General features: G+C 63.0%; 22 protein-coding genes and 2 tRNA genes. 6 read left to right on the top strand and 18 right to left on the bottom strand.

Going from position 1 to position 26,836, the window contains the following annotated elements:
- From QZ501_RS09280 to QZ501_RS09255, 6 genes are all read right to left on the bottom strand, one after another.
- The coding region (locus QZ501_RS09280) for a prephenate dehydrogenase/arogenate dehydrogenase family protein (RefSeq protein WP_295718946.1) at nucleotides 1–1,363 on the bottom strand (1,363 nt) is incomplete at its 3' end.
- The gene (gene hisC, locus QZ501_RS09275; protein WP_151439020.1) at nucleotides 1,363–2,469 is read right to left on the bottom strand and encodes a histidinol-phosphate transaminase; all 1,107 of its coding nucleotides are present in this window, start codon (nucleotides 2,467–2,469) and stop codon (nucleotides 1,363–1,365) included. The genes QZ501_RS09280 and hisC, both read right to left, overlap by 1 nt.
- Complete coding sequence (pheA, locus tag QZ501_RS09270; protein WP_151439019.1) at nucleotides 2,469–3,566, bottom strand: prephenate dehydratase; 1,098 nt, start codon at nucleotides 3,564–3,566, stop codon at nucleotides 2,469–2,471. The genes hisC and pheA overlap by 1 nt, the downstream gene beginning before the upstream one ends.
- A gap of 2 nt (nucleotides 3,567–3,568) precedes the next feature.
- Nucleotides 3,569–4,651, bottom strand: a complete 1,083-nt coding sequence (gene serC / locus QZ501_RS09265) for a 3-phosphoserine/phosphohydroxythreonine transaminase (RefSeq protein WP_095617483.1) — start codon at nucleotides 4,649–4,651, stop codon at nucleotides 3,569–3,571.
- 3 nt (nucleotides 4,652–4,654) lie between these two features.
- A complete protein-coding gene (gene gyrA, locus QZ501_RS09260) occupies nucleotides 4,655–7,219 on the bottom strand; it encodes a DNA gyrase subunit A (protein WP_160898056.1) in 2,565 nt (854 codons plus the stop codon).
- A 148-nt stretch (nucleotides 7,220–7,367) separates the two neighbouring features.
- Nucleotides 7,368–7,709, bottom strand: coding sequence for a 4a-hydroxytetrahydrobiopterin dehydratase (locus QZ501_RS09255; protein WP_095617621.1), 342 nt, complete (start codon nucleotides 7,707–7,709; stop codon nucleotides 7,368–7,370).
- Nucleotides 7,710–7,876: 167 nt separating this feature from the next.
- On the opposite strand from QZ501_RS09255, the gene QZ501_RS09250 reads away from it, so the two are divergent.
- Nucleotides 7,877–8,338: a host attachment protein gene (locus tag QZ501_RS09250; RefSeq protein WP_202405519.1), complete on the top strand. Its 462-nt coding sequence runs from the start codon at nucleotides 7,877–7,879 to the stop codon at nucleotides 8,336–8,338.
- Between the two features lie 13 nt (nucleotides 8,339–8,351).
- Here the strand turns inward: QZ501_RS09250 and QZ501_RS09245 are convergent, their stop codons facing one another.
- Nucleotides 8,352–9,563 (bottom strand): argininosuccinate synthase, encoded by a 1,212-nt coding sequence (locus QZ501_RS09245; protein ID WP_095617486.1) that lies wholly within the window; start codon nucleotides 9,561–9,563, stop codon nucleotides 8,352–8,354.
- A 114-nt stretch (nucleotides 9,564–9,677) separates the two neighbouring features.
- A complete protein-coding gene (locus tag QZ501_RS09240; protein ID WP_295718939.1) occupies nucleotides 9,678–10,601 on the bottom strand; it encodes an OmpA family protein in 924 nt (307 codons plus the stop codon).
- Between the two features lie 93 nt (nucleotides 10,602–10,694).
- Here QZ501_RS09240 and pyrC point away from each other — a divergent pair, with 93 nt between their 5' ends.
- Together pyrC and rnt are read left to right on the top strand one after the other, a co-directional pair.
- Nucleotides 10,695–11,744 (top strand): dihydroorotase, encoded by a 1,050-nt coding sequence (gene pyrC, locus QZ501_RS09235; RefSeq protein ID WP_151439014.1) that lies wholly within the window; start codon nucleotides 10,695–10,697, stop codon nucleotides 11,742–11,744.
- A gap of 26 nt (nucleotides 11,745–11,770) precedes the next feature.
- On the top strand, nucleotides 11,771–12,391 hold the full coding sequence (gene rnt / locus QZ501_RS09230) for a ribonuclease T (RefSeq protein ID WP_095617489.1): 621 nt from the start codon (nucleotides 11,771–11,773) through the stop codon (nucleotides 12,389–12,391).
- Nucleotides 12,392–12,444: 53 nt separating this feature from the next.
- Here the strand turns inward: rnt and QZ501_RS09225 are convergent, their stop codons facing one another.
- From QZ501_RS09225 to alaS, 8 genes are all read right to left on the bottom strand, one after another.
- Nucleotides 12,445–13,770, bottom strand: a complete 1,326-nt coding sequence (locus QZ501_RS09225; RefSeq protein WP_202405518.1) for a sodium ion-translocating decarboxylase subunit beta — start codon at nucleotides 13,768–13,770, stop codon at nucleotides 12,445–12,447.
- Between the two features lie 15 nt (nucleotides 13,771–13,785).
- Nucleotides 13,786–15,579 carry a sodium-extruding oxaloacetate decarboxylase subunit alpha gene (gene oadA, locus QZ501_RS09220; protein WP_295718936.1) on the bottom strand — a complete coding sequence of 598 codons (1,794 nt, stop codon included), beginning with the start codon at nucleotides 15,577–15,579 and terminating at the stop codon, nucleotides 13,786–13,788.
- A gap of 56 nt (nucleotides 15,580–15,635) precedes the next feature.
- Nucleotides 15,636–15,881, bottom strand: coding sequence for an OadG family protein (locus QZ501_RS09215; RefSeq protein ID WP_151439011.1), 246 nt, complete (start codon nucleotides 15,879–15,881; stop codon nucleotides 15,636–15,638).
- Between the two features lie 325 nt (nucleotides 15,882–16,206).
- Nucleotides 16,207–16,283, bottom strand: a tRNA-Arg gene (locus QZ501_RS09210).
- A 6-nt stretch (nucleotides 16,284–16,289) separates the two neighbouring features.
- Nucleotides 16,290–16,380 (bottom strand) — tRNA-Ser (locus tag QZ501_RS09205).
- A gap of 87 nt (nucleotides 16,381–16,467) precedes the next feature.
- Nucleotides 16,468–16,659, bottom strand: a complete 192-nt coding sequence (csrA, locus tag QZ501_RS09200) for a carbon storage regulator CsrA (RefSeq protein ID WP_077530810.1) — start codon at nucleotides 16,657–16,659, stop codon at nucleotides 16,468–16,470.
- A 159-nt stretch (nucleotides 16,660–16,818) separates the two neighbouring features.
- A complete protein-coding gene (locus QZ501_RS09195; protein ID WP_151439010.1) occupies nucleotides 16,819–18,057 on the bottom strand; it encodes an aspartate kinase in 1,239 nt (412 codons plus the stop codon).
- A 112-nt stretch (nucleotides 18,058–18,169) separates the two neighbouring features.
- Complete coding sequence (gene alaS, locus QZ501_RS09190) at nucleotides 18,170–20,800, bottom strand: alanine--tRNA ligase (RefSeq protein WP_295718934.1); 2,631 nt, start codon at nucleotides 20,798–20,800, stop codon at nucleotides 18,170–18,172.
- A 191-nt stretch (nucleotides 20,801–20,991) separates the two neighbouring features.
- Here alaS and QZ501_RS09185 point away from each other — a divergent pair, with 191 nt between their 5' ends.
- Entirely contained in the window at nucleotides 20,992–21,498 is a 507-nt protein-coding gene (locus QZ501_RS09185; RefSeq protein ID WP_295718932.1) for an RDD family protein, read from the top strand.
- Nucleotides 21,499–21,504: 6 nt separating this feature from the next.
- Here the strand turns inward: QZ501_RS09185 and lptG are convergent, their stop codons facing one another.
- Nucleotides 21,505–22,563, bottom strand: coding sequence for an LPS export ABC transporter permease LptG (lptG, locus tag QZ501_RS09180; protein ID WP_295718929.1), 1,059 nt, complete (start codon nucleotides 22,561–22,563; stop codon nucleotides 21,505–21,507).
- Nucleotides 22,550–23,647: an LPS export ABC transporter permease LptF gene (gene lptF / locus QZ501_RS09175; RefSeq protein ID WP_295718927.1), complete on the bottom strand. Its 1,098-nt coding sequence runs from the start codon at nucleotides 23,645–23,647 to the stop codon at nucleotides 22,550–22,552. The genes lptG and lptF overlap by 14 nt, the downstream gene beginning before the upstream one ends.
- A gap of 88 nt (nucleotides 23,648–23,735) precedes the next feature.
- On the opposite strand from lptF, the gene QZ501_RS09170 reads away from it, so the two are divergent.
- Both QZ501_RS09170 and QZ501_RS09165 read left to right on the top strand, forming a co-directional pair.
- Nucleotides 23,736–24,173 (top strand): DNA polymerase III subunit chi, encoded by a 438-nt coding sequence (locus QZ501_RS09170; protein WP_295718924.1) that lies wholly within the window; start codon nucleotides 23,736–23,738, stop codon nucleotides 24,171–24,173.
- A gap of 91 nt (nucleotides 24,174–24,264) precedes the next feature.
- Nucleotides 24,265–26,836: valine--tRNA ligase (locus QZ501_RS09165; protein ID WP_295718921.1), on the top strand; the 2,572-nt coding region annotated here is incomplete at its 3' end.

Here is a 26,836-nt window from a genome sequence, read left to right as displayed (position 1 = left end):
GCGGGGGGCGACCACCCTCGGCCGTATCAATATGCGCTCCCATCAGCCGCAGCGGATCCGCTACCCGTGCCATGGGCCGGCGCGTGAGACTGGCATCGCCGGTCAGCTCGCTATCAAAGCGCTGCCCTGCCAGCAACCCAGCAAAAAGCCTCATGGCGGTGCCCGAATTGCCCACGTAGAGCGAACCATGGGGAGGCTGAAGCCCATTCAGGCCCACGCCGTGGATACGCACGAAGCCAGCATCCGGCCCCTCGATGGTTACCCCCATGTCACGGAAGGCCTGGAGCGTCGCGAGACTGTCCTCGCCCTCGAGGAAGCCAGAGACATCCGTTATGCCCTCAGCCAGGGCACCGAGCATGATGGCACGATGGGACATGGACTTGTCCCCGGGCACGCGGATGTCGCCCTGAACGGGACCGCCCGGCCGGGCGGTGTAGGTTACGGTCTGGTCGTTCATGGTGTTGAGATAGGCCTCACCGGAAAGGATTCGGGAAAAATGCTCGCGCGCCGCCTTGGCGCGGGTGAACACCTGCTGCAGACGTTGGCCGTCGCCGGCCTCGATGGCCGCACCGAGCTGGTCCAGATCACCACGGAAATGCCGCAGCGCTTCCAGCACCGCCTCGCGGTTCGCCAGGAAAATGTCCCGCCACATCACCGGATCACTGGCAGCGATGCGCGTGAAGTCCCGAAAGCCACCGGCGGCATAGCGGAAGATATCCTGGCTGTCGTCCTCGCCGGCCAGGGTATCCACCAGCGAGAAAGCGATGAGGTGGGGGAGATGACTGGTGGCGGCGAGGACCTCGTCATGCCGGGCGACGGACATGGTCAGAACCTCCGCCCCACAGGCCGACCAGAGGCGGCACACCTTCTCAAGCGCCCCGGCATCGGTTTCAGGTTCCGGGGTCAGGATCACCTTGTGCTCCCGGAACAGGTCCGGATCAGCAGCACCCACCCCGCTCTTCTCGGAGCCGGCGATCGGGTGACCGGGAACAACTCTCGCGGGCAGTTCGCCGAAAACGCCACGCACATCCGCGACGAACCCGCCCTTAACACTGCCCACATCCGTGAGCACCGCGCCCTCCGGCAAGGCATCACGGATCTGCGTCAGCACGGCGCGGTTGGCGCGCACGGGCACGGCCAGCACCACGAGATCCGCCCCCTGGACCGCGCGCGCCGCGTCCGTTTCACTTTCATCGATCAGGCCCAGACGGCGCCCCTCCTCCAGAGGGCCCGGGCGCTCGTCACAGCCCACCACCGTGGCCACCAGCCCCCGGGCCTTCGCGGCCCGCGCCAGGGAACCGCCGATCAGCCCCAGGCCAATCACGACCATGCGCTGGAACAAAGGCGCGCCGCTGGCGGCCATCAGCCCAGCACCTTCTCCAGCGCCTCGAGACAGCGCCGGTTCTCGTGCTCGAGCCCGACCGACACACGCAGGTGCCGGGGCATGCCGTAAGCGCCCACAGGGCGGACAATGACACCCTCACGCAACAGTGCGTCATTCACTTCGTTGGCGTCCCTGCCGGTATCCAGGGCAATGAAGTTGGCAGCAGACGGGATGTAGTCCAGCCCCAGCCGGTCGAAGCCGCCTGCCAGTTGCTCCAGCCCTGCCCGGTTCACCTCGATGGCCCGGTCAATGTAGGCCTGGTCGTCGAGCACAGCCGTCGCCGCCGCCTGGGCAAGCGCATTGGCATTGAAAGGCTGGCGGACCCGATTGATAACGTCTGCAATCTCGGGGCTGGAGATGCCATACCCCATGCGCAGCCCCGCCAGGCCCCAGGCCTTGGAGAAGGTGCGCGAGACCACCAGGTTCGGGAACTCGCTGAGCCACTGGACGCCGTCCGCGTACTGGGGCCCCTGCAGGTACTCGCAGTAGGCCTCGTCCAGCACCACGATCACGTTCTCCGGCACCCGCTGGAGGAAGCGATACACCGCGTCTTTTTCCACGACGGTTCCCGTGGGGTTATTCGGGTTGGCAACGAACACCACCCGGGTACGCTCGGTGATCGCCGCCGCCATGGCGTCCAGATCATGCCCCCAGTTCACGGCGGGCACCTTCACGTGATCCGCGCCGATGGCCTGGGTCACGATGGGGTAGACGGCGAAGGCATGCTCGGAATAGACAATTTCGGCGCCCGGCTCGGCAAAGGCGCGAGCCACCAGCTCAAGCACGTCGTTGGAGCCATTGCCAAAGGTCAGCATCTCCGGTGTCACGTTCAGGCGCTCCGCCAGGGTCTGGCGCAGTGTGTAGGCGGCGCCATCCGGGTAGCGGGTCACTTCAGGCAGGGCTTTTTCAACAGCCGCCGTCACGCGGTCACTGGGGCCGAGCGGGTTCTCGTTGCTGGCCAGCTTGACGATCCGCGCCGGATCCAGACCCAGCTCACGGGCCAGTTCATCCACCGGCTTGCCGGGCTGGTACGGCTGCAGGCCCTGCACCCCACGTGCGGCCAGTGCCTCGTAATCACAGCTCATCACAGCACCCCCATGGGATAGGAGCCCAGATGCTTCAGCTCCTGACTCTGGGCTTCGATCTCATCCAGCACCGCCCGGACGGCCGGCGCATCCCGGTGCCCGACGAAATCGATGTAGAACACATAGGCCCAGGTGGCGCTGGGCGAGGGCCGCGTTTCCAGTCGGGTCAGGTCGATCCCCTCGCGCTTGAACGGCTCCAGCAGCTCATAGAGCGCCCCCGGGCGGTTGCGTGTGGAGACCAGGATGGAGGTCTTGTCCTGCCCGCTGGGCGGCACCGCTTCGGTACCAATGATCAGGAAACGGGTGGTGTTGTCCGGGCGATCCTCGATGTTGCTGTGCGCGGGCTCGAGGCCATAGAGGGAGGCGGCCATGTCGCCGGCAATGGCGGCCGCGCCCTCTTCCTCACTGGCCAGGCGCGCGGCTTCACCATTACTGGAAACCTTGATGCGCTCGACCGCCGGCCAGTGACTGTCCAGCCATTTGCGGCACTGGGCGAAGGACTGCTGGTGCGAATAGATCCGCGTGATGCCGGCCTCGTCCTGGTCCGGGCGTCTGAGAAGATGGTGATGGATGCGCAGCTGCACCTCACCACAGATCTTCAGTGCCGACCCCATGAACATATCGAGGGTGTGATTGATCATGCCCTCGGTGGAGTTCTCCACCGGCACCACTCCGTACTGGGCGTTGCCGGACGCCACCTCGCGGAAGACATCATCGATGGCCGCCAGCGGTGTGCTGAGCACCGAATGACCGAAATGCTTGAGCGCCGCCGCCTGGGTGAAGGTCCCTTCAGGCCCCAGGAAGGCAATGGTCATGGGCTTTTCCAGCGCCAGGCAGGCGGACATCACCTCCCGGAACAGGCGCGCCATCTCTTCGTCCGCCAGCGGGCCCGGGTTACGCTCCCGCACGCGGCTCAGGATCCGGGCCTCACGCTCAGGGCGGTAGAACGCCACCTCTTCTCCCGGGTTGGCCTCCTGTTTCACCTCGGCCACGTCCCGGGCGCACTCGGCCCGTTCGCTGATCAGCCGCAGCAGGTCGTCATCGATCTGGTCAATGCGCTCGCGCAACCGGGCCAGGCGCGCCTCTTCGTCGCTCATGGTCAGCCTTTGTCTTTTTCGAATTCCGCCATGTAGTCAATCAGCGCCTCGATGCCGGCCTCCGGCATGGCGTTGTAGATGCTCGCGCGCATGCCGCCCACGGACCGGTGGCCCTTGAGGTTGAGCAGGCCGCGTGCCTCGGCGCCCTCAAGGAAGGCACTGTTGAGGCTGTCGTCCGCCAGCGTGAAGGGGACGTTCATCAGCGAGCGGTACTCCGGCTGCACCGGATTGGCGTAGAAGTCGCTCTCATCGATGAAACCGTAGAGGCGGTTGGCCTTGCGACGGTTGATGTCCGCCATGGCCTGGAGACCACCCTGGCGCTTGAGCCACTGGAACACCAGTCCGGCCAGGTACCACGCATAGGTGGGCGGCGTGTTGTACATGGAGTCCGCCTTGTCGTGAATGGCGTAGTCCAGCATGGCCGGCGTGCCCTCGCGGGCATTGCCGATCAGATCCCGGCGCACGATCACGATGGTCAGACCCGCGGGGCCGATGTTCTTCTGGGCGCCGGCGTAGATCATGCCGAAGCGGCTCACGTCCACCGGCTCGGAGAGGATGGCCGAGGACCAGTCCGCTACCACGGGCACGTCGCCCGCCTCCGGAAAGCGGCTGTACGCCAGCCCGCCGATGGTCTCGTTCGGCGTGATGTGCAGATAGCGGGCGTCCGGGCGGGTGCGCCATTCAGCCGGGTCCGGCACATGGGTGTAGCCGGCGTCCTCGGAACTGGCCACTTCCTTAACGTCCGCCATCCGGCCCGCTTCGGCAATGGCCTTGCGCGACCAGACACCGGTATTGACGTAATCCACCGGGTCATTGGGCCCGGCCAGATTCAGCGGCACACCCGCGAACTGGCTGCTGGCGCCACCCTGCAGGAATAGCACCGCGTAATCATCCGGGATCCCCATCAGATCACGCAGATCCTGTTCCGCCTGCTGTGCGATGCTGACAAACGCATCACCGCGGTGACTCATCTCCATCACCGACAGGCCCTTGCCCTGCCAGTCCAGCATTTCATCGCGCGCCTGCGTCAGCACCTCCTCTGGAAGCGCTGCCGGGCCGGCGCAGAAGTTATAGGCTCGTGTCATGGGTCAGTCCTGTTCCCCGTTTTCGTCATCATCGTCACTGCTGTCCTCGATCCGCTGGATGCCCACCAGGCGCTCGTCATCACCGGTCATCCGGATCAGGCGCACGCCCTGGGTGTTGCGGCTGCTGATCGAGACATCCTCGATACCGGTGCGCACCAGGGTGCCCTGGTTGGTGATCAGCATGATCTCGTTCCCCTCAAACACCTGCAGCGCGCAGACCAGGTCGCCGTTGCGCTCGGAGCGCTGCATGGCGATCACGCCCTGGCTGCCACGGCTGTAGGCCGGGAATTCACTCACCTTCGTGCGCTTGCCATAGCCGTGCTCGCTGGCCGTGAGGATATAGCCCTCGGGATCCGGCTGGATCAGCGAGACCACCTGTTCGCCGGCCTTGAGCCGGATGCCGCGCACACCACGGGCTGCCCGCCCCATCGAGCGCACCTGGTCCTCAGTGAAACGCACTGCCTTGCCGGAAGTGGCGAGCATCATGATCTCGGTGCTGCCATCGGTAATGACCGCACCGATCAGGTGGTCGCCCTCGTCCAGATTGGTGGCGATCAGACCGGAACTGCGCGGACGTGAGAAGTTCTCCAGCGGCGTCTTCTTGACCGTGCCGTTGGCCGTGGCCATGAACACGTAATGACCCTCGGTGTACTCGCGTACCGGAAGGAAGGTGGAAATGCGCTCATCATCGTCCAAGGGCAGGATGTTGACCATGGGTCGACCACGGGAGTTGCGGCTGCCCTGCGGGATCTCGAACACGCGCAGCCAGTAGACCTTACCCTTGTCCGTGAAGCACAGGATGGTGTCGTGGGAGTTGGCCACCAGCAGCGTCTCGATGAAGTCCTCATCCTTCATGCTGGTGGCGGACTTACCACGGCCACCCCGGCGCTGGGCCCGGTAGTCCTCCAGCGGCTGCGTCTTGGCGTAGCCGTTGTGGGAGATGGTAACCACCAGGTCCTCTTCGTCGATCAGGTCCGCCGTGGTCAGATCCTGGCGCGAGCTCACGATCTCGGTACGGCGTTCGTCGCCGTACTCGTCGCGGATTTTCTCGAGTTCCTCGCGGATCACCTGCATGAGGCGGTCCGGATTGCTCAGGATATCGATGAGATCCTCGATCTTCGCGAGGATTTCCTTGTACTCAGTGAACAGCTTCTCGGTCTCAAGACCGGTCAGGCGGTGCAGGCGCAGGTCGAGGATGGCTTGGGCCTGTTCCGGGGAGAGATTGTACTTCCCATCGCGCAGGCCATAGCCCTCCGGCAGGTCATCCGGACGGCAGGCATCGGCGCCGGCACGTGCGAGCATGTCGTTGACCTGCCCTGGCTGCCAGCCCTGGGCCAGAAGCTTTTCCTTCGCCTCGGCGGCACCCGGCGAGGCCTTGATCAGCTCGATCACCTCGTCGATGTTGGCCAGCGCCACGGAGAGCCCTTCCAGCACATGGCCGCGCTCGCGAGCCTTGCGCAGTTCATAGATGGTGCGGCGTGTGACCACCTCGCGCCGATGCAGCAGGAAGCGCTCCAGCATCTGCTTGAGGTTCAGGGTCTGGGGTTCACCGTCGACCAGGGCGACGCAGTTGATGCCGAACACATTCTCGAGCTGCGTGTTCTTGAACAGGTTGTTGACGATCACCTCGGGGTTCTCGCCCTTGCGCACCTCGATCACGATGCGGATGCCTTCCTTGCTGGATTCATCCCGCAGTTCGCTGATGCCTTCGAGGCGCTTTTCCTTGACCAGTTCCGCAATCTTCTCGATCAGCCGCGCCTTGTTCACCTGGTACGGCAGCTCATTGAAGATGATGGCATCCCGACCGGTCTTCTTATCATGCTCGATCTCGTGACGGGCACGCACGTAGATCCGACCGCGGCCGGTCCGGTATGCCTGAACAATGCCCGCGCGGCCGCTGATCAGACCCTCTGTGGGGAAGTCCGGCCCCGGAATGTATTCCATCAGGTCATCAACGGTGAGCGAGTCGTCGTCCACCAGTGCCAGGCAGGCCTCGACCACTTCCCGCAGGTTGTGCGGCGGGATGTTGGTGGCCATGCCCACGGCGATGCCGGAGGAGCCGTTGACCAGCAGATTGGGAACCCGGGTGGGCAGCACTTCGGGGATCTGCTCGGTGCCGTCGTAGTTGGGCACATAGTCGACGGTTTCCTTGTCCAGATCCGCCAGCAGCTCGTGAGCGAGCTTGCGCATCCGCACCTCGGTGTAACGCATCGCCGCCGCGTTGTCGCCATCGATGGAACCGAAGTTGCCCTGGCCGTCCACCAGCGTGTAGCGCAGGGAGAAGGGCTGAGCCATGCGTACGATGGTGTCGTACACGGCCGCGTCACCGTGGGGGTGATATTTACCAATGACATCACCCACCACACGGGCGGACTTCTTGTAGGCCTTGTTCCAGTCGTTGCCGAGCTCGTCCATGGCGAAGAGCACCCGGCGGTGCACCGGCTTGAGCCCATCCCGCACATCCGGCAGCGCACGCCCCACGATCACGCTCATGGCGTAATCCAGGTAGGACTGTTTGAGTTCTTCTTCGATGTTAACCGGCAGGATTTCTCTGGCTAGCTCTCCCATCGGGACGTCATCCTTCCTGTATTCTGGCGGTGGTCTGCGGCGTGCTGCCCGGGCACGCCAAAGCCGCCAATAATACCACAGAAAGGATGACCCCGGGGAATCGGCGTCTCCGGAATGGGCCCCGAACGGGGCCCGGAAGGATCAGGCGTCAGGCTCCCGCCAGTTCGTCGGTACGCGCCGCCATAATGAAGTCATTGCGGTGCAGCCCGCCGATCTTGTGGGTCCACCAGGTGACCGTCACCTTGCCATATTCGGTGGTAATCATCGGGTGGTGATCCACTTCCTCGGCCAGCTCACCCACCTTATTGGTAAAGGCCAGTGCCTCGGCAAAGTTCTTCAGCTTGAAGGTCCGCTCCAGCTGCTCTTCACCGTTACGGGTGACCGTGGTCCAGTCAGGCACCTCCGCCCCCAGCTCCTTTTTCTCCTGTTCCGTGGCCAGTGGCGAATCCTTGCTGCAGGCTTCACAGGTCTGCTTTGTCAGGTCGCTCATGATGCCTTCTCCCATTCTGTTTGTGTCGCCACCCCATCATCACGCGTTGCTGCAGCAGCGTAAAGGTGGAAGAGATGCTTCCAGGCCCCTTGCCCCACCCCCAAACAGCCCCCACAGTGGTTCTGTGAAGGAGTTCTTCACCCACCGATCCGTAGAGGAGAGGCTCCATGAACAACCCGCACTTCACCATGCCGAAGGTTCGCATCGTGGTCGCCGACGCCAGCCGTGCGCGCCTGTTCACCACCGATTCCCCCAAGGGCGACTTCACGGAGGTGGACACCCTGCTCAACCCCGAGGCCCGACTGCACGACGGCGACCTGACCACCGACCGGCCCGGTCGCCAGGCGGATGACATGCATGGTGGCCGCAGCGCTATGGAGGAACACAGCGAACCGAAAGAGGTGGAGGCTCAGCGCTTTGCCAAGGAGCTTGCAGAGACTCTTGAGCAGGCCCGCAAGCAAGGGGAAGTGGAGAAACTCTATATTGCCGCGCCACCCAGATTCCTGGGCGAACTGCGTAAGCACATGAAGCCGGAACTCAAGGCGATCATCGCGGAGGAGATCGGGAAGGATTTTTCCCAGATGAACGCCCGGGAACTGCGCAGGCACTTCCCGGAACGCATCAAGTAGGAGGAGCTGCCCCCTACAGGGAACGGCCCTTGGAGGCGGCGATACGCAGGCGGAGGGCATTCAGCTTGATGAAGCCTTCCGCGTCCTTCTGGTCATAGGCGCCCTCGTCTTCCTCAAAGGTCGCAACCTTCTCATCGAAGAGCGAATCCTCTGAGCGACGGCCCAGAACCTCTACGTTGCCCTTGTAGAGCTTGAGGCGCACATCGCCGTTGACGGGCCCCTGGGTCTCGTCAATCAGGGCCTGCATGGCGCGGCGCTCGGGGGCCCACCAGTAGCCGTTGTACACCACTTCCGCATAGCGCGGCATGATGCTGTCCTTCAGGTGGGCCACTTCCCGGTCCAGGGTAATGGACTCAATGGCGCGGTGCGCCTTGAGCATGACGGTGCCACCCGGCGTCTCGTAACAGCCACGGGACTTCATGCCCACGTAGCGGTTCTCGACGATGTCGATGCGGCCGATGCCGTTATCGCCCGCCACCCTGTTCAGGTACGACAGCACCTCGTGGGGCTTCATGCGCTCGCCGTTGATGGCCACGATGTCACCGTTCTCGTAGGAGACGTCCAGAATCGTGGGCTCATCCGGCGCCTGCTCAGGCGAGACACTCCAGCGCCACATGTCGTCCTCGGCCTGCGCCCAGGGGTCCTCCAGCACTTCACCCTCATAGGAGATATGCAGAAGGTTGGCGTCCATGGAGTAAGGCGACTTGCCCTGCTGCTTTTCCACCGGAATGCCGTGGTGGTCGCAGTAGTCCAGGAGCTTCTGGCGGGAGTTGAGGTCCCACTCACGCCAGGGAGCGATCACCTTGATGCCAGGCTTGAGCGCGTAGGCGCCCAGCTCAAAGCGCACCTGGTCGTTGCCCTTGCCGGTGGCGCCATGGGCAATGGCATCCGCCCCCGTCTCGTTGGCGATCTCCACCAGGCGGCGGGCGATCAGTGGCCGGGCAATGGAAGTACCCAGCAGGTACTCACCCTCGTAGACGGTGTTGGCACGGAACATCGGGAAGACGTAATCCCGCGCGAACTCCTCACGCAGGTCCTCGATGTAGATTTCCTTCACGCCCAGGCCCTTGGCCTTCTCACGCGCGGGCTCGACTTCCTCGCCCTGACCGATATCGGCAGTGAAGGTCACCACCTCGCAGTCGTAGGTTTCCTGGAGCCATTTGACGATGACGGAGGTATCGAGCCCCCCGGAGTAGGCCAGAACGACCTTGTTGATGTCTGACATCGCTGTTTCGCCTTATCCGGAATTCATGAACACCGGGCTACCACGCGGCACCCGGGCCTGTTGATCGGTGGAGGGTATTTTACGGCAAGGGCGGGGTCCGGAGCCAATCCGGGTTCAGTCGACGATCACCAGATCCTTGCGCTGGGCCTGGGTCACCACCGGATCGGCTTCATCATCATCGTTTTCCCGTTCCAGCCGCACCGTGGCACGGCGATGCCTCGGGCCGGGCGTCTCCACACCGGCAACCGGATAGCGGTCCCCGTGGAAGCGCGTCACCAGCTGGTCCTCCGGAACGCCCTGGTCCTGAAGATAGCCAGCCACCGCCTCCGCCCTCGCCTCAGAAAGCTCACGGTTGCGCAGAGGGGTGCCGATACTGTCGGTATGCCCATCCACGTAGATCTGCGTGACCCGATCATCAGCTTTCACGTACAGGGCCACGTCATCAAGGCGCTCACGGGCTTCCTGGCTGAGTTTGGACTTGTCCAGATCGAACAGGACCACGGTGCGCTGGACCTGATCGTAGTTCACCGGCAGCAGCTCACTCTGACAGCGGCGGAAAGACTGGTGGGGACTGCCATAGTTGACATGATTGAGCCGAACCCGCACCGGCCGATCGCTCTGACGCGCCCGGCGCGTGAAGGTGGGCCTGCGCCCCTCCCGAAGGCTCGCAAGCATCCGCTCGCTGGTGCCGGAGGAAAGCTCCACGGGCCGGTCATGGTTATCCTCAACCCGGACATACCCCAGATCATCCACTGGCTTACCTGCTTTCCAGGAAGGCTGCTCGATCACCAGCGCTGCCTCACCAGCGCGCATGGGATTGCGGACAGGCTGCAGAAAGAAGCGCAGTGACTCCCCGGCACGGTGATAGAACACCGCCTCGCCATAACCGGGGACCGGATGCGTCAGCGTGCACGCAAAGATTGAATCCGAGAGGATCCAACGGCTGTTTTCGATGCCGGCAGAGAATGTCGTGCTCAGGGCGCCCGAGGGCAACCCGGCCATGACCAGCACGGCGACAATCCAGTGACGTGATTTCATGGTAATTGGAACCATTGTTCTGACGCTTCACCCCCGGGTATCGGCAGCAAGCACCGGAACTTGAGCCCCGGATCTTCTGGTATACTTCGCGCCATGACTGACACGCTGACACTGATCCGACCCGACGACTGGCACCTGCATGTCCGAGATGGTGACCTCATGCGCCAGGTGGTTCCCGCCTCGGCACGACGCTTCGGACGCGCCATCATCATGCCCAATCTGACACCGCCGGTCACCACGGCAGCTCAGGCCCTGGATTACCGTGAGCGGATCCGCAGCGCTGTGCCGGCCGGCAGCGCGTTTGAGCCACTGATGACGCTCTACCTCACGGACAATACCACGCCGGACATGATCCGCGAGGCGGCCCGTGCGGGCGTGGTGGCCTGCAAGCTCTACCCGGCGGGCGCCACCACGAACTCCGACTCCGGCGTCACCGACATCCGTCATATTGATGCCGCCCTGGAAACCATGGCGGAAGAGGGCCTGCTGCTGCTCACCCATGGTGAAGTGACCCGCCCCGAAGTCGATATCTTCGACCGGGAAAAGGTCTTCATCGACGAGGTCCTGGCGCCCCTTCTCGAACGGCTTCCCCGGCTGCGGGTGGTCATGGAGCATATTACGACGGCGGACGCCGCTGACTTCGTCAGATCCAGAGAGCGCAACCTGGGAGCCACCATCACGCCCCAGCACCTGCTGTTCAACCGCAATCACCTGCTGGTGGGCGGCATCCGGCCACATTTCTACTGCCTACCGATCCTCAAGCGCCAGCGTCATCAGCAGGCGCTGCAGGAAGCCGCCACCAGTGGTGATCCCCGGTTCTTTCTGGGCACGGACTCCGCGCCCCATGACCGCCACCGCAAGGAAACGGGCTGCGGCTGTGCGGGCTGCTATTCAGCCTACGCAGCCATCGAGCTCTATGCCCATTTCTTTGAGCAAGCCGGTGCCCTGGAGCGCCTGGAAGGCTTCGCTTCCCTGCATGGAGCGGACTTCTACGGGCTGCCGCGCAATACCGGCCGCATCACCCTGCGCCGTGAACCGCACCCGATTCCCGATGTCCTCCATGAAGATGGTCACCCCATTGTGCCCCTGAATGCCGGCGACACCCTGAACTGGCGGATCGACGACGGGGAGAGCCCGGAGTGAGCAGCCATGAGCCAACACCGACACTGATGCAGCAGCGCTTCCGGGGATTCCTGCCGGTTGTGGTGGACGTGGAGACCGGAGGCTTCAATGCCGCCACCGACGCGCTGCTCGAAATCGCCACGGTCCTGCTGGAAATGGATGACGAGGGCTGGCTCTACCCGGGCGAACGCATCCAGTACAACGTCCAGCCCTTTAAAGGCGCGAACCTGGAAAAAGCCGCGCTCCAGTTCACGGGCATCGATCCCGGCAACCCCCTGCGCGATGAGCGGCCGGAACTGGAAGCCATGCGCGGCACCTTCCAGTCCATCCGCCAGGCCGTGCGCCGCAACCAGTGCAAGCGCGCCGTGCTGGTCGGCCACAACGCCACCTTTGATCTCGGCTTTGTAAAGGCCGCTTCGGATCGCCAGAACATCAAGCGCAACCCCTTCCACCCCTTCTCGACCTTTGACACGTCAGCCCTGTCCGGTCTCGCGCTGGGTCACACGGTCCTTGCGGAAGCGTGCCGCCTGGCCGGCATTGAGTTCGACAACAAAGAAGCCCACTCCGCGCTGTACGACGCGGACAAGACAGCCGAACTGTTCTGCCTGATCGTGAACCGCTGGAAGTCTCTGGGAGGATGGCCACCGCCGTCACCCGGCGAAGCCTGAAACAGGAAAGGGTAAGGCGCCCCCGGTTGCCGGGAGCGCCTATCACGCCGGGATCAGCCGCCGACGAACTTGATCATGACACCCGCCGCCACGGCGGAGCCGATCACACCGGCCACGTTCGGGCCCATGGCGTGCATCAGGAGGAAGTTCTGATGGTTCTCCTCCAGACCCACCTTGTTGGATACCCGGGCCGCCATCGGCACTGCGGAGACCCCGGCTGAGCCGATCAGCGGGTTGATCTTCTCCTTGGTCAGCGCATTCATGAGCTTGGCCATGAGAACACCACACATGGTACCCACCGCGAAGGCCCCGATACCCAGCACCAGGATGCCCAGCGTCTGGGTGTTCAGGAACGCCTCGGCGGCCATCTTGGAGCCAACCGCGAGACCGAGAATGATCGTCACGGCGTTGATCAGCGAGTTCTGCACCGTGTCGCTCAGACGCTCGACCACGCCGCATTCCTTCATGAGGTTACCGAAGCAGAACATGCCCAGAAGTGGTGTTGCGTCCGGCAGGAACATGCCCGTCAGAACCAGGATGCAGACCGGGAACAGGATCTTTTCCAGCTTACCGACCTCACGCAGCTGACTCATCTTCAGCTTGCGCTCCTCGGGAGTGGTGAACGCTCGCATGATGGGCGGCTGAATCAATGGCACGAGGGCCATGTAGGAATAGGCCGCAACCGCGATCGCCCCCAGAAGGTGCGGCGCCAATATGCTGGACACATAGATGGAGGTGGGACCATCGGCACCACCGATGATACCAACGGCCGCAGCCTCGGCCACGGAGAACTCCATCAGGCCACTCGAGTTGAGCAGCGCCGCGCCCAGTACCGTGGCGAAGATGCCGAACTGGGCGGCAGCCCCGAGGAGCATTGTCTTGGGGTTGGCCAGAAGCGGCCCGAAATCCGTCATGGCCCCGACGCCCATGAAGATCAGAAGGGGCGCAACGCCGCTTCCGATCGCCACCGCATAGAACGACTGGATGATCCCCGGAGAATAGCCCGCGTCCGTCGCCACCTGTTTGGCGCTCAGGGCAGTCTCCGCATCCATGTTCTTATAGGCTTCAATGAAGGATTTGATGACCTCGGGGGTGACCCGCTGCCCCATGTCAAAGCTGACATCCATCACAGAAGCAAGTGCCGCGAGCACCTTGGGCGACTCACTGTAGATGGCCGCCTCAATCGCGCTCTGGGCCAGCCCCGCCTCCGGAAGGTTGGCGAGGATGGTACCGAAACCGATCGGTACGAGGAGCAGTGGCTCAAACTTCTTGTTGATTGCCAGGTAGAGCAGCACCAGGCCCACCACGATCATCGTGAGCGCGCCCGGCGTCAGATTGTACAGACCGCTACCGGTCCATAGAGTCATAAGGTTGTCCATGCCGTACAGCCCTTCTTATCCCAGAGTCAGAAGTTCGTCGCCAACGGCCACGCTGTCGCCGACCTTGACGGTAACGGAGCCGACCGTACCGGAACGATCCGCCTTTACCTCGGTCTCCATCTTCATGGCCTCGAGAATGATCAGCACATCGCCCTCATTGACCTGTTGGCCGGGGCTCACATGAACCTTGAAGATGTTGCCGGCCAGCGGCGCGGAAACAGGTTCACCCCCACCCGCGGGCACTGGCGCCTGGCCTCCTCCGCCCGCAGCCTGGGGCTGGCCACCGCCCTGCGCGGGCTGGATGTTGGTGATGTCGCCACCATCGGCAACTTCCACCACATAGGACTGCCCCTCCACCGTGACCGTATAGGTCTCGGGCTCACCGGGCGCAGCCGGTTTGGTGGCTTCCTCGCCGGTCGGTACCGGTTCAAAGGCTTCCGGGTTACCGCGATTCTCCAGGAACTTCAGACCAATCTGCGGGAAAAGCGCATAGGTCAGGACATCATCCACCTCGTTCTCAGCAATGGTGAAGCCCTTGTCCTTCGCTTCCTGACGGAGCTCGTTGGTCAGACGCTCCATTTCGGGCTCGATCAGGTCAGCCGGACGGCAGGTGATCGGCTCGCCGCCTTCCAGCACCTTCTGCTGCAGCTCCTTGTTGCAGTCCGCCGGGGCGGCGCCGTATTCACCCTTGAGCACGGCGGAGGTTTCCTTGGAAATGGACTTGTAGCGCTCGCCGGTCAGCACGTTCAGCACCGCCTGGGTGCCTACGATCTGGGAGGTCGGCGTGACCAGCGGAATGTAGCCCAGATCCTCGCGCACGCGCGGGATCTCGGACAGCAGCTCGTCCATTTTGTCGCTGGCGTTCTGCTCCTTGAGCTGACCTTCCATGTTGGTAAGCATGCCGCCCGGCACCTGGGCCACCAGGATGCGGGAATCCACACCGCGCAGCGAGCCCTCAAACTTGGCGTACTTCTTGCGGACTTCGCGGAAGTACTTGGCAATGTCTTCAAGAAGCTCGATATCCAGACCGGTTTCGCGGTCGGTGCCCTGCATCATGGCCACTACGGACTCGGTAGGTGAGTGCCCGTAGGTCATGCTCATGGAGGAAATAGCGGTGTCCACCCGGTCAACACCCGCCTCGGCCGCCTTGATGATGCTGGCGGTCGACATGCCGGTGGTGGCATGGGAATGGAACTGGATGGGAATATCGAGTTCCTTCTTGAGGCGACTCACCAGGTCGTAACAGACATAGGGCTTCATGAGCCCGGCCATGTCCTTGATCGCGAGGGAATCCGCGCCCATGGACTCGATCTTCTTGGCCAGATCCACCCACATCTCAATGGTGTGGACCGGGCTTACGGTGTAGGAGATGGTGCCCTGGGCGTGCTTGCCGGTCTCCTTCGTGGCCTGGATCGCGGTTTCCAGATTGCGCGGGTCGTTCATCGCGTCAAAGATCCGGAAGACATCCACGCCATTCTCGGCAGCACGTTCCACAAAGCGCCGAACCACATCGTCCGCGTAATGACGGTAACCAAGGAGGTTCTGGCCCCGCAGCAGCATCTGCTGGCGGGTATTGGGCATGGCCTTTTTCAACTCCCGGATCCGCTCCCAGGGATCCTCACCCAGATAACGGATGCAGGAGTCGAACGTGGCGCCGCCCCAGGATTCCACCGACCAGAAGCCGACCTGATCGAGCTTCTCGGCGATCGGCAGCATGTCGTCCAGTCGCATGCGGGTCGCGAACAGGGACTGGTGCGCGTCACGCAGCACCAGATCCGTGATCCCCAGCGGTTGTTTGCTATCTGTCATCGTTCTGACCTTTTTTATCTCGTATTGGGTTCCCGGCCGCGCTTACGCGCGGCAGCTCATTGCCGGCGACGAGCCCGGTGCCTGGCAACAGCTTCGGAAATGGCCGTCTTGAGTTTCGGGTCTTGCATGGGATCAGCACCCCCTGATCCGCCACCCGTGGGGCGCGGTGGCTCCGGGGGCGCGATGCGGCCCGCAATGCGGGACATCAGCATGGTGACGAACACCAGAATGATCAGAAAGGAAAACACGAACCCCATGCCAACCAGCATCAGGTCCACAGCCCCCTGCATCACTTCATCCATGGAAATCACCTTTAAGCGGGATTCATTGATTGCGAAACCGACTCAGAGACTTCGCAAAATCTGCCACAATTTACAGTTTCTCGCTCCGGCGGGCAATGAAAAACCCCGTCGCCCAGCCGCAGCGCCGCGTTTTATACCCACAAATTCAGATGATTGCAAGCTAAGGATTGATAAACCGCAAGTCGTTCCAGCCAAGGCGGACAGGAAAGGAAGATGGCAGGCGTATTACAGTCAGGATCACAGACGACGATTCTCACCGCCCAGCAATACGTTACTGCTCAGTCTGATTGAACAGGTTCTGATACTGAATGGCAGAGTTTTGAATTGGTGCGGCTGGGAGGATTCGAACCCCCGACCCCGTGGTTCGTAGCCACGTGCTCTATCCAGCTGAGCTACAGCCGCAAGTAATGGCGGAGAGGGAGGGATTCGAACCCTCGGTACGCGCAATGCGTACGGCTCCTTAGCAGGGAGCTGGTTTCAGCCACTCACCCACCTCTCCGTTGGAACGCGGCGTATACTACCATATGTGACGCGTTTTCATAGGGTTGACGCGAAATTTCATGGCAGCCGCCGCACAGGACCGGATTCACTCGCGTTCCGGCTCGTCCTCGTCCTGCTCCTGCTGGATGCGCTGATAGATCTCCTCCCGGTGCACGGCCACTTCCTTCGGCGCATTCACGCCGATACGCACCTGGTTTCCCTTGACGCCGAGAACGGTCACAGTCACCTCATCACCGACCATGAGTGTCTCGCCGACGCGACGTGTCAGAATCAGCATTTCCCAAACTCCTTGTTCCGTTTTAACCGCTTTCCGGTTATACGCCCCACTGCCCCTTCCGGCTCAGTCGCGAGACGCTCCCCCGTGTCGTTTTCAGTTCGGCTTCCTAATTATTGGAGCCTGCACGCGTTTTCGCCAGTCATGTTTTGTTATGATTATTCAGCTTTCTTCCCGGATTTCAGCCTCTTCAAGGCCGAATGCGCTGTGCAGCGTGCGCACTGCCAGCTCCAGGTATTTCTCGTTGATCACCACCGATATCTTGATTTCGGAGGTCGAGATCATCTGGATATTGATGCCTTCAGCGGAAAGCGCATCGAACATCCTTGAGGCAACGCCCGCATGGGAGCGCATCCCCACACCTACAATGGATACCTTGGCAATGTGCTCGTCGCCCTGTACAGCCTGTACGTCGAGATCACGCCCCAGGTTCTCCAGAAGTTCCAGCGACTGACGGTAGTCGTTCCGGTGAACCGTGAACGTGAAGTCGGTGCGGTTATCCGACCCGACGTTCTGGACGATCATGTCCACTTCGACACCCGAATCACTGACCGGCTTGAGGATGCGTGAAGCAACGCCGGGAACGTCCGCCACACCCACCACCGTCAGCTTGGCTTCATCGCGGTTGAACGCGATGCCCGAGACCACTGGCTTTTCCATATCATCCTCGTCATCAAAGGTGATCAGGGTTCCGGGGCCCTCCTTGAAGCTGGAAAGCACCCTCACAGGTACGTTGTACTTGCCGGCAAACTCCACGGAACGGATCTGCAGCACCTTGGAGCCCAGGCTGGCCATCTCCAGCATCTCCTCGAAGGTGATGGTCTCAAGACGGCGAGCACCGTCCACGATCCGCGGATCCGTGGTGTAGACGCCATCCACATCGGTGTAGATATGGCATTCGTCGGCCTTGAGCGCAGCCGCAAGCGCCACGGCCGTAGTGTCCGAGCCACCACGGCCAAGGGTGGTGATGTGACCTTCCTCGTCCATACCCTGGAAGCCGGCCACTACCACCACTCGGCCCGCATCCAGATCGCCACGCATATTGTGTTCGTCAATGTCCTGGATACGGGCCCGGGTGTGGGAGCTGTCCGTGGTGATGCGGACCTGGCCCCCAGTGTACGAGCGCGCATCCACACCCCGCTTGAGCAGGGCCATGCTCAGTAGCGCAATGGTCACCTGTTCGCCGGTCGAAACCAGGACGTCCATCTCGCGCGGATCCGGATCGTCCATCACCTGGTTGGCCAGATCAATCAATCGATTGGTCTCACCACTCATGGCCGAAACCACAACCACCACGTCATCCCCGCCCTCACGGGCGGCCTGGAGCTGATCCGCAACCGCCTCGATGCGGTCAACCGAACCGACGGACGTGCCACCGAATTTTTTTACGTACAACGCCATGCGTGCGTATTCCTTGTCCGAACGGATTAAATGAATCCCGGTCCACTGCTAGCGCCGGACGAATTATAGCCCTGTTTGGGCGGCTGTACAGGTAGGGATAGCCCTTAGGCCCTCACCCCCCTGAATTCTCGCGCACCCAGTTCTCCACGGCGGCAATCGCCTCGGGCAGGCCCTCCGGGTCACTGCCGCCCCCCTGTGCCATGTCAGGACGGCCACCACCCTTACCGCCGACCTTCGGTGCAATGGCCTGCATAAGGTCACCCGCCTTGAGCTGGCCAGTGAGATCCTTGGTCACGCCAGCCACGAGTGTGACCTTGCCTTCGGCCGCAGCCCCCAGCAGCACCACGGCGCTGCCGAGTTTGTTCCTGAGCTGGTCGACGGTTTCCATCAGGGCCTTGCGGTCGGCTCCCTGCATGTCTGCAGCCACCACCTTAACGCCATTGACGTCCACGGCGCTGTCCGCAAGATCACTGCCGGCGGCACTGGCAAGCTTGCCCTTGAGCTGCTCCACTTCCTTCTCCAGCTGGCGACTGTACTCCACCAGGGATTCCACACGTTCGACCGCAGATTCAGGCGCTCCCTTGACCAGCGCCGCAATGCGCCCGAGACGGGCCTCCTGCTCGCGGTCATGGGCGAGGGCCGATTCACCGGTCAGCGCCTCTATGCGGCGCACGCCGGAGGAAATGCCGGTTTCCGTAACAATGCGGAAGAGGCCGATATCGCCGGTGCGCTCAACATGGGTGCCACCGCAGAGCTCGATGGAGAAGCCCTCTGTTCCCATGGACAGCACCCTGACAGTGTCTCCGTACTTCTCACCGAAAAGCGCCATGGCGCCCATGGTCTTCGCCGTATCCATATCCGTGACGCGGGTTTCCACTGCCGTGTTCGCGCGGACCTGTTCGTTGACCATCCGCTCGATACGCGCCAGCTCCTCGCCGGTTACCGCCTCGAAGTGGGAGAAGTCGAAGCGGAGCCGCTCGGCATTCACCAGCGAGCCTTTCTGGGCTACATGTTCGCCCAACACCGTCCGCAGGGCTGCGTGCAGAAGATGGGTGGCGGAGTGGTTGAGCGCCGTATGGGCCCGGCGCTCACCGTTCACCTCGGCATGCAGGGCCATACCCGGCTCAACCGTACCGGCGACGACCCGACCAATGTGTAGATGGTGGCCATCCTCTTTCTGGGTGTCCTCTACCTCAAAACGGCCGCCGGACCAGCTCAGCACACCGGTATCGCCCACCTGGCCGCCGGATTCGCCGTAGAAGGGCGTACGATCCAGCACCACCACGGCCCGTTCGCCCACGCCCGCAGCACGGCGCTCACCATCAACGAGCACGGCCCGGACCTCGCCCTCGTCCTCGAAATTGCCGTAACCAGTGAAATCGGTCTGGCCGTCAAGGCTGAGCCCGGCGTTGTAGTCCATGCCAAACTTGCTCGCCGCCCGTGCGCGTTCACGCTGCGCCTCCATGGCCTGCTCGTAGCCTTCATGGTCCAGCGTCAGGCCGCGCTCCCGGGCGATGTCGTTGGTCAGGTCCACCGGGAAGCCGTAGGTGTCGTAGAGGGTAAAGACAGTCTCTCCGGGAATCTCACTGCCGCTGAGCTGGGCAATATCATCCTCCAGCAGCCTCAGGCCCTTTTCCAGGGTCCGGGCGAACTGTTCCTCCTCCTGCTTGAGGATCTTCTCGATCTGCGGGCGTGCCCGGGTCAGCTCCGGATAGGCCTCGCCCATCAGCGCTTCAAGCGGCTCTATGAGCTTGTGAAAGAAGGGGCCGGTGGCACCCAGTTTGTTGCCGTGGCGGACCGCGCGGCGGATGATCCGGCGCAGCACGAAGCCGCGCCCCTCGTTCGAGGGCATCACGCCGTCGGCAATCAGGAAGGCGCAGGAACGGATATGGTCGGCGACCACACAGACCGATGCCTGATCCTTGTCCACGCCCCCCAGCTGTTCGGAAACCGACCCCAGCAGGGACTGGAACAGGTCGATCTCATAGTTGCTGTGCACGCCCTGCAGCACGGCGGCGATGCGCTCAAGGCCCATGCCGGTGTCCACGGACGGGCTCGGCAGATCATGCATCACGCCATCGGCAGTGCGGTTGAACTGCATGAAGACGATGTTCCAGATCTCGATGTAGCGGTCGCCGTCCTCATCCTCACTGCCGGGCGGGCCACCGGCCACGTCCGGACCATGGTCGTAGAAGACCTCGGAGCAGGGACCACAGGGGCCGGTATCACCCATGGACCAGAAGTTGTCGGACTTGTAGGGCACGCCGTCCTCGTCGCCGATACGGATGATCCGGTCCGCGGGCACCCCGATCTCCTCATTCCAGATCCGGTAGGCGTCCTCATCGGTCTGGTAGACCGTGACCCAGAGTTTTTCCGCGGGCAGGCCCAGCCACTGCGGGTCAGTCAGGAAGGTCCAGGCAAAGTTGATGGCGTCGCGCTTGAAGTAATCGCCAAAGCTGAAGTTGCCCAGCATCTCGAAGAAGGTGTGATGACGCGCCGTGTAGCCCACGTTCTCGAGGTCATTATGCTTGCCACCGGCGCGCACACAGCGCTGGGAGGAAACCGCACGGGTGTAGCCCCGGTCCTCGCGCCCCAGGAAGGCGTCCTTGAACTGGTTCATGCCCGCGTTGGTGAACAGCAGGGTTGGGTCGTCCGCCGGCACGAGCGAACTGCTGGGAACAATGGTGTGGCCGTTCTGACGGAAATACTCCAGAAACGCACTGCGCAGCTCGGCTGTTTTCATAGCGGACTCGGACCCATTCTCTTGGTGATGAGGATTGCATTGATTCTGAAGGCGACACTCTAACACAGCCGAAAAAAGCCGGGGAACGCGCCATACGGGGACCGCATCACGCCGCGGGCAACCCGCCGCCTCGCCGCGCCAGCCCTGAGCCGGTACAATACCGACCACCTCCAGCAACAGCCGTGACCCTGATGAACAGCGCCCCCGCCACCTCCGACTCGCACCCTCCGGCCCCGATCTGGCGCCGGCTGATGGCCATGCTCTATGACAGCCTGCTGTGCATTGCGCTGGTCTTTGTGGTCACAGCGGTCTACACCGGCCTGCACAAGCTGCTGATCAACATCGGCCTTTTCAGCGACCGCTACGCCACCATGGCGGAGCCCGGGGGCAGCATCGGGTATGATCCGGTACTGACGCTGGTGCTGGCCGGCAGCCTGTGGCTGTTCTTTGGGTTCTTCTGGCGCCGTGCAGGCCAGACGCTGGGTATGCAGACCTGGCGGATCCGGGTCGAGAACGCGGACGGATCCGTGGTCAGCTGGAGCCAGGCTTTACTGAGGATCGTTGCAGGCGTTTTGAGCTGGGCAACCTTCGGGCTTGGCTGGCTGTGGCAGTGGCTGGATCCGCAGCACCGGAGCTGGACGGATCGCCTGTCGGGAAGCCGCACGGTGCAGCTGCCGAAAAGGAACAAAAAGCAGTAAACGGCGTCATCCTGCCCGGCGCAGCAGCACCACACCGATGCTCCCGGCAATCGCAATCGGCACGATTGTGGCCAGCGCGGGGCTGAAGCCGTAGACCAGACTCATGGGCCCGAGCAGGTCCTGGGTGTACTTGAAGCCGAGCCCGGCCAGCAGCCCACAGAAGATCCGGAACCCCATGGTGACCGAACGCAGCGGTCCGAAGACAAAGGAAATGGCGAGCAGCACCATGGCGGCGGTCCCCAGCGGCTGCAGGGTCTTCTTCCAGAGCGCCAGCCAGTAGTCGCTGGCATTCAGCCCCTGGTTCTCCATATAGGTGGCGTAGGTATAGAGGCCACTGATCGCCAGCCGATCCGGCCTCACGGTCAGAACACTGAGCACATCGGGCGAGAGGCCATTCTCCCACCGGAACGTGTCCTGCTCCTCCGTGCTCACGGACTGCTCCCGGATCCGGGAGTGGCTCACATCGTGCAGCAGCCAGTAATCGCCCTGGTATTCCCCGCGTTCGGCATAGAGGGCCTCCTCCAGCCACTCGTCCTCACCGAAACGGAACAGGGAAACGCCATGGAGTTCGCCATTGGGCAGCACCGTGTTGAAATGCATGAAGACATCGTCCTCGCGGTGCCAGAACCCATGGGTTGCCGCGGCCTGCCCTCCGTGCCGGGCGACTGCCTTGTTGCTCTGGGCGGCCTGCTCCAGCGGCGGGGCCACAAAATCCCCGATCAGCAGGCTGATTACAACCACCACCAGCGCCGGCTTCATGGCGGACCAGGTAACACGCCCCAGCGAAACGCCAGCGGCCCGGATCACCACCAGCTCGGAATTGTTCGCCAGCTGTCCCAGGCCCACCAGGGCCCCCATGAATGCGGCCAGCGGCAGAAACTCATAGATCCGCCGTGGCAGGGTATAGAGCATGAAGAGGAAAGCCTCCCACGCCTGGTAGTCGTTGACCGTATCCTCCAGCTCCGCGATGTAGGCGAAGACGAAATCCAGTGCCTGGACCACCAGCAGCACCAGCAGGATGGAAGCCGCCACCACCCGCATGATGTAGCCGTCAATCAGACGCATGACGCACCCCCGCAGCCCTGCGCAACCGCATTGCCGGCCACCCCAGCATGGCCACGCCCAGCACCAGGTAAGCGCCATGCACGACCCACAGCCCCGCCTGAGTGGGCACCTGGCCCGAGGCAATGGCATCCCGCCCCAGGATCAGCACGCCCAGGTAGCTGATGAACACCAGAATCCCCGGCAGCAGATGGAAGAAACGGCCCTGGCGTGGATTCACCCGGCTCAGCGGAATGGCGAGGACCGTGATCACCAGCACCAGCAGCGGCAGGGAAAGGCGCCAGTGAACCATGGCCTGGTCGGCCCGCGCCTCGGACGCCATAAGCTCGAGCGTGGGCTGACTTTCCCGGGATCCTCCCGAGCTCACGCCTCCAGGGGACTCGATTCTGAGCCCATAATCCTCAAAGGTCATGGCATCGAATTCCGCTCCGCCCGGCCGCCCTTCAAAACGGACACCCTCATGCAGCACCAGGAACCGCTCACCCTCTTCTTCCACAATCTGGGTGCCCTCAACCGCCCTCATGAGCATGAAGCGTCCATTGTCGCCGCCCTCCGCCATGAAAACGCCTTCCAGGGTCTGCTTGTCATCACTCATGGCCCGGGTATAGGTAACACGGTCGTTCGAGCCCATTTCCTGGAAGCGGCCCGGCGCCAGCATTTCGAAACCGGTACGCTGGGCCTGTTCCGCGAAGATGCGGTCCACCTGCTGGATCCCCGCCGGGGTCAGCCACAGGCTCATGGCCCCCACAAGGCAGGCCACCAGCAGGCCGGGGCCCAGCGTCAGGAACAGGATCTGGCGTTCGCTGACGCCACAGGCGGTCAGCACCGTCATCTCGCTCTCCTGGTACATGCGCCCATAGGTCAGCAGTATTCCCAGAAAGAAGCTCAGTGGCAGGATCAGCTCAAGGAATTCCGGCAGGCGGTAGCCCATGACGATGACAATGACGTTGGCTGCGTACTCGCCTTCCGCAGCCGAGGCCAGGTATTGCAGGAAGCGGCCGCTCATGAAGATGAGCAGCAGCACCAGCGCAACGGCGGTCATGGTGGTCAGGACCTGGCGGCCCAGGTACCGGAAAATGATGAACACGGGCAGTCCCAGCGTCTCGCATCGCCTGACAGGAGGGATCATTCTAGATAACCTGTGGCAGCAATGACAGCCAACCCCGGAAGACACCATGAGTCACTGGTTCCACATCCTGGCCGGCTCCGGCCGTGACACCCGCCTGCTGCACGCGGCAAGACTGGCGGAAAAGGCCTGGCAGGATGGCGACCGGGTAGCCCTCTACTGTGACGACCCGGACACCGCCGAGGCGCTGGACGGGGTGCTCTGGTCCTTCCGCCCGGAGGCCTTCCTCCCCCATGACCGGCTTGGGAGCAGCGACCAGCGACCCACGGCACCGATTGCCGTGCTTGAGTGCGAACCCGCGGTCAGCGACTGGGACACACTGATCATCGTGGCAACCACCCTGCCCGCCACCGCAGACGGCTTTACCCGGCTGGCCCTGATCGCCAGCAATGATGACGACAGCCTCCAGTGCGCCCGCACCCAGTACCGGCAGCTCCGTGAACTGGGCATCACCCCGCAGGTCCACGATTTCCGCAAGCCCGGCTGACGGTTCGCCGGTGACGGACCACCATGTATAATCGTCGGTCTGTTAACCTTTAGAGCCTTAACCCACATCAGCAGACCCGGGCCGAGCAAGCATGGACAAGACCTACCAGCCGGAAAAGATCGAGAACCAGTGGTACCGGACCTGGGAAGAGCGCGGCTATTTCGCGCCTTCCGGCAAGGGCGATCCCTTCTGCATCATGATTCCGCCGCCCAACGTGACCGGCAGCCTGCACATGGGCCACGCCTTCCAGCACACCCTCATGGATGCGCTGGTCCGCCACCGCCGCATGAAAGGCGACAACACCCTCTGGCAGGTGGGCAGTGACCACGCCGGCATCGCCACCCAGATGGTGGTCGAGCGCAACCTGGCCAACGACGAGGGCCAGACCCGGCACGACCTGGGGCGCGAGGCCTTCATCGACAAGGTCTGGGAATGGAAGGAGCAGTCCGGCGGTACCATCACCAGCCAGATGCGCCGGCTGGGCACCTCCGTGGACTGGGATCACGAACGCTTCACCATGGACGACGGGTTCTACCGCGCCGTCCAGGAAGTGTTCGTTCGGCTCCATGACGAGGGCCTGATCTACCGCGGCAAGCGCCTGGTCAACTGGGATCCCAAGCTGCACACTGCGATCTCCGACCTTGAGGTGGAGAACGCCGAGGAACAGGGTCACTTCTGGCACTTCCGCTACCCGATCAACGGCGGCCAGACCACCACCGAGGGCGCGGACTACCTGGTGGTCGGCACCACCCGCCCGGAGACCATGCTGGGCGATACCGCTGTGGCGGTGAACCCCGAGGACGAACGCTACAAGCACCTGATCGGCGGCACCGTGCGCCTGCCGCTGGTGGAGCGCGACATCCCGATCGTGGGCGATGAGCACGCCGACCCGGAAATGGGCAGCGGCTGCGTCAAGATCACCCCCGCCCACGACTTCAACGACTACGCCGTGGGTCAGCGCTGCGGCCTGACACTGGTCAACATCCTCACGCCGGACGCCAGCATCCGTGAGCAGGCCGAGGTCTTCAATGCCGATGGCACGCCCAACCATGAGCTCGATGGCACCATGCCGGCCGTTTTCGCCGGGCTGAACCGGTTTGATGCCCGCGAGAAGATCGTTGAGGCCCTGAAGGCGGAAGGCCGCCTGCACGGCGTGGATGCCCACACCCTCAAGGTGCCGCGCGGCGACCGGTCCGGGTTGATCATCGAGCCGCTGCTGACGAACCAGTGGTTCGTCGCCACCAAGCCCCTCGCTGAACCGGCCATCAAGGCGGTGGAGAACGGCGACATCGAATTCGTGCCCGATCAGTACGCCAACATGTACTACGCCTGGATGCGCGAGATCCAGGACTGGTGCATCTCGCGCCAGCTGTGGTGGGGCCACCGCATTCCCGCCTGGTACGACCGCGAGGGCAACGTCTACGTCGGCCGCACCGAGCAGGAGGTGCGTGAGAAATACGAACTGGCAGCGGATTGCGCACTGGAACAGGATGAGGACGTCCTCGACACCTGGTTCAGCTCCGCGCTCTGGACCTTCGGCACCCTGGGCTGGCCCGAGGACACCGAGCGCCTGCGTACCTTCCATCCCACCCAGGTGCTGGTCACCGGCTTCGACATCATCTTCTTCTGGGTTGCCCGGATGATCATGATGACGCTGCAGTTCATGAAACATGAGGATGGCACGCCCCAGGTGCCGTTCCAGCAGGTCTATGTGACCGGGCTGATCCGGGACGAGCACGGCAACAAGATGTCCAAGTCCAAGGGCAACGTGCTCGACCCCATGGACATGATCGACGGGATCAGCTGCGAGGACCTGGTGGCCAAGCGCACCGCCAACCTGATGCAGCCCCAGCTGGCGGAGAAAATCGCGAAGAATACGCGGGACGAATTCCCGGAAGGCATCCAGCCCCACGGCACCGATGCCCTGCGCTTCACACTGGCGGCGCTGGCCTCCACCGGGCGCGACATCAACTGGGACATGAAGCGCCTCGAGGGCTACCGTAACTTCTGCAACAAGCTCTGGAACGCGGCCCGTTACGTGTTGATGAACACCGAGGGCGAGGACTGCGGCACTTCGGGTGAACCCCTGGAACTGTCACTGGCGGACCGCTGGATCCTGAGCCGGCTCCAGACCTGCATCGAGGAAACCAACAGCTTCTTTGACCAGTACCGGTTCGACCGCATCGCCCACAGCATCTACGAGTTCCTCTGGAACGAATACTGCGACTGGTACCTGGAGCTGTCCAAGCCGGTGCTCTACGACGACAGCGAGTCCGCGGAGCGCAAACGGGGGACCCGCCGCACCCTGGTGCAGGTGCTCGAGACGATCCTGCGCCTGGCCCATCCGCTGATGCCCTTCATCACGGAGGAAATCTGGCAGCGCGTGGCCCCGCTGGCCGGCGTGACCAGCGAAACGGTCATGCTCCAGGCCTATCCGGAGCCGGACCGCAACCTAGAGGATGCCGACGCCGAGGCGGATATCGAGTGGCTCAAGGGCGTGATCCTGGCCGTGCGCAATATCCGAGGCGAGATGAACATCTCCCCGGCCCGGGCATTGCCTGTACTCCTGCGGCATGGCGACGAACAGGACCGCAACCGCCTGAACGCCAACCGGGCCTTCCTGAAGTCCCTCGCCAAGCTTGAAAGCATCGACTGGGTAAGCG

The organism is uncultured Halovibrio sp. (assembly GCF_913056445.1).
Classification (GTDB): domain Bacteria; phylum Pseudomonadota; class Gammaproteobacteria; order Pseudomonadales; family Oleiphilaceae; genus Halospina; species Halospina utahensis_B.
This window is presented reverse-complemented; position numbering and strand designations above follow the sequence as displayed.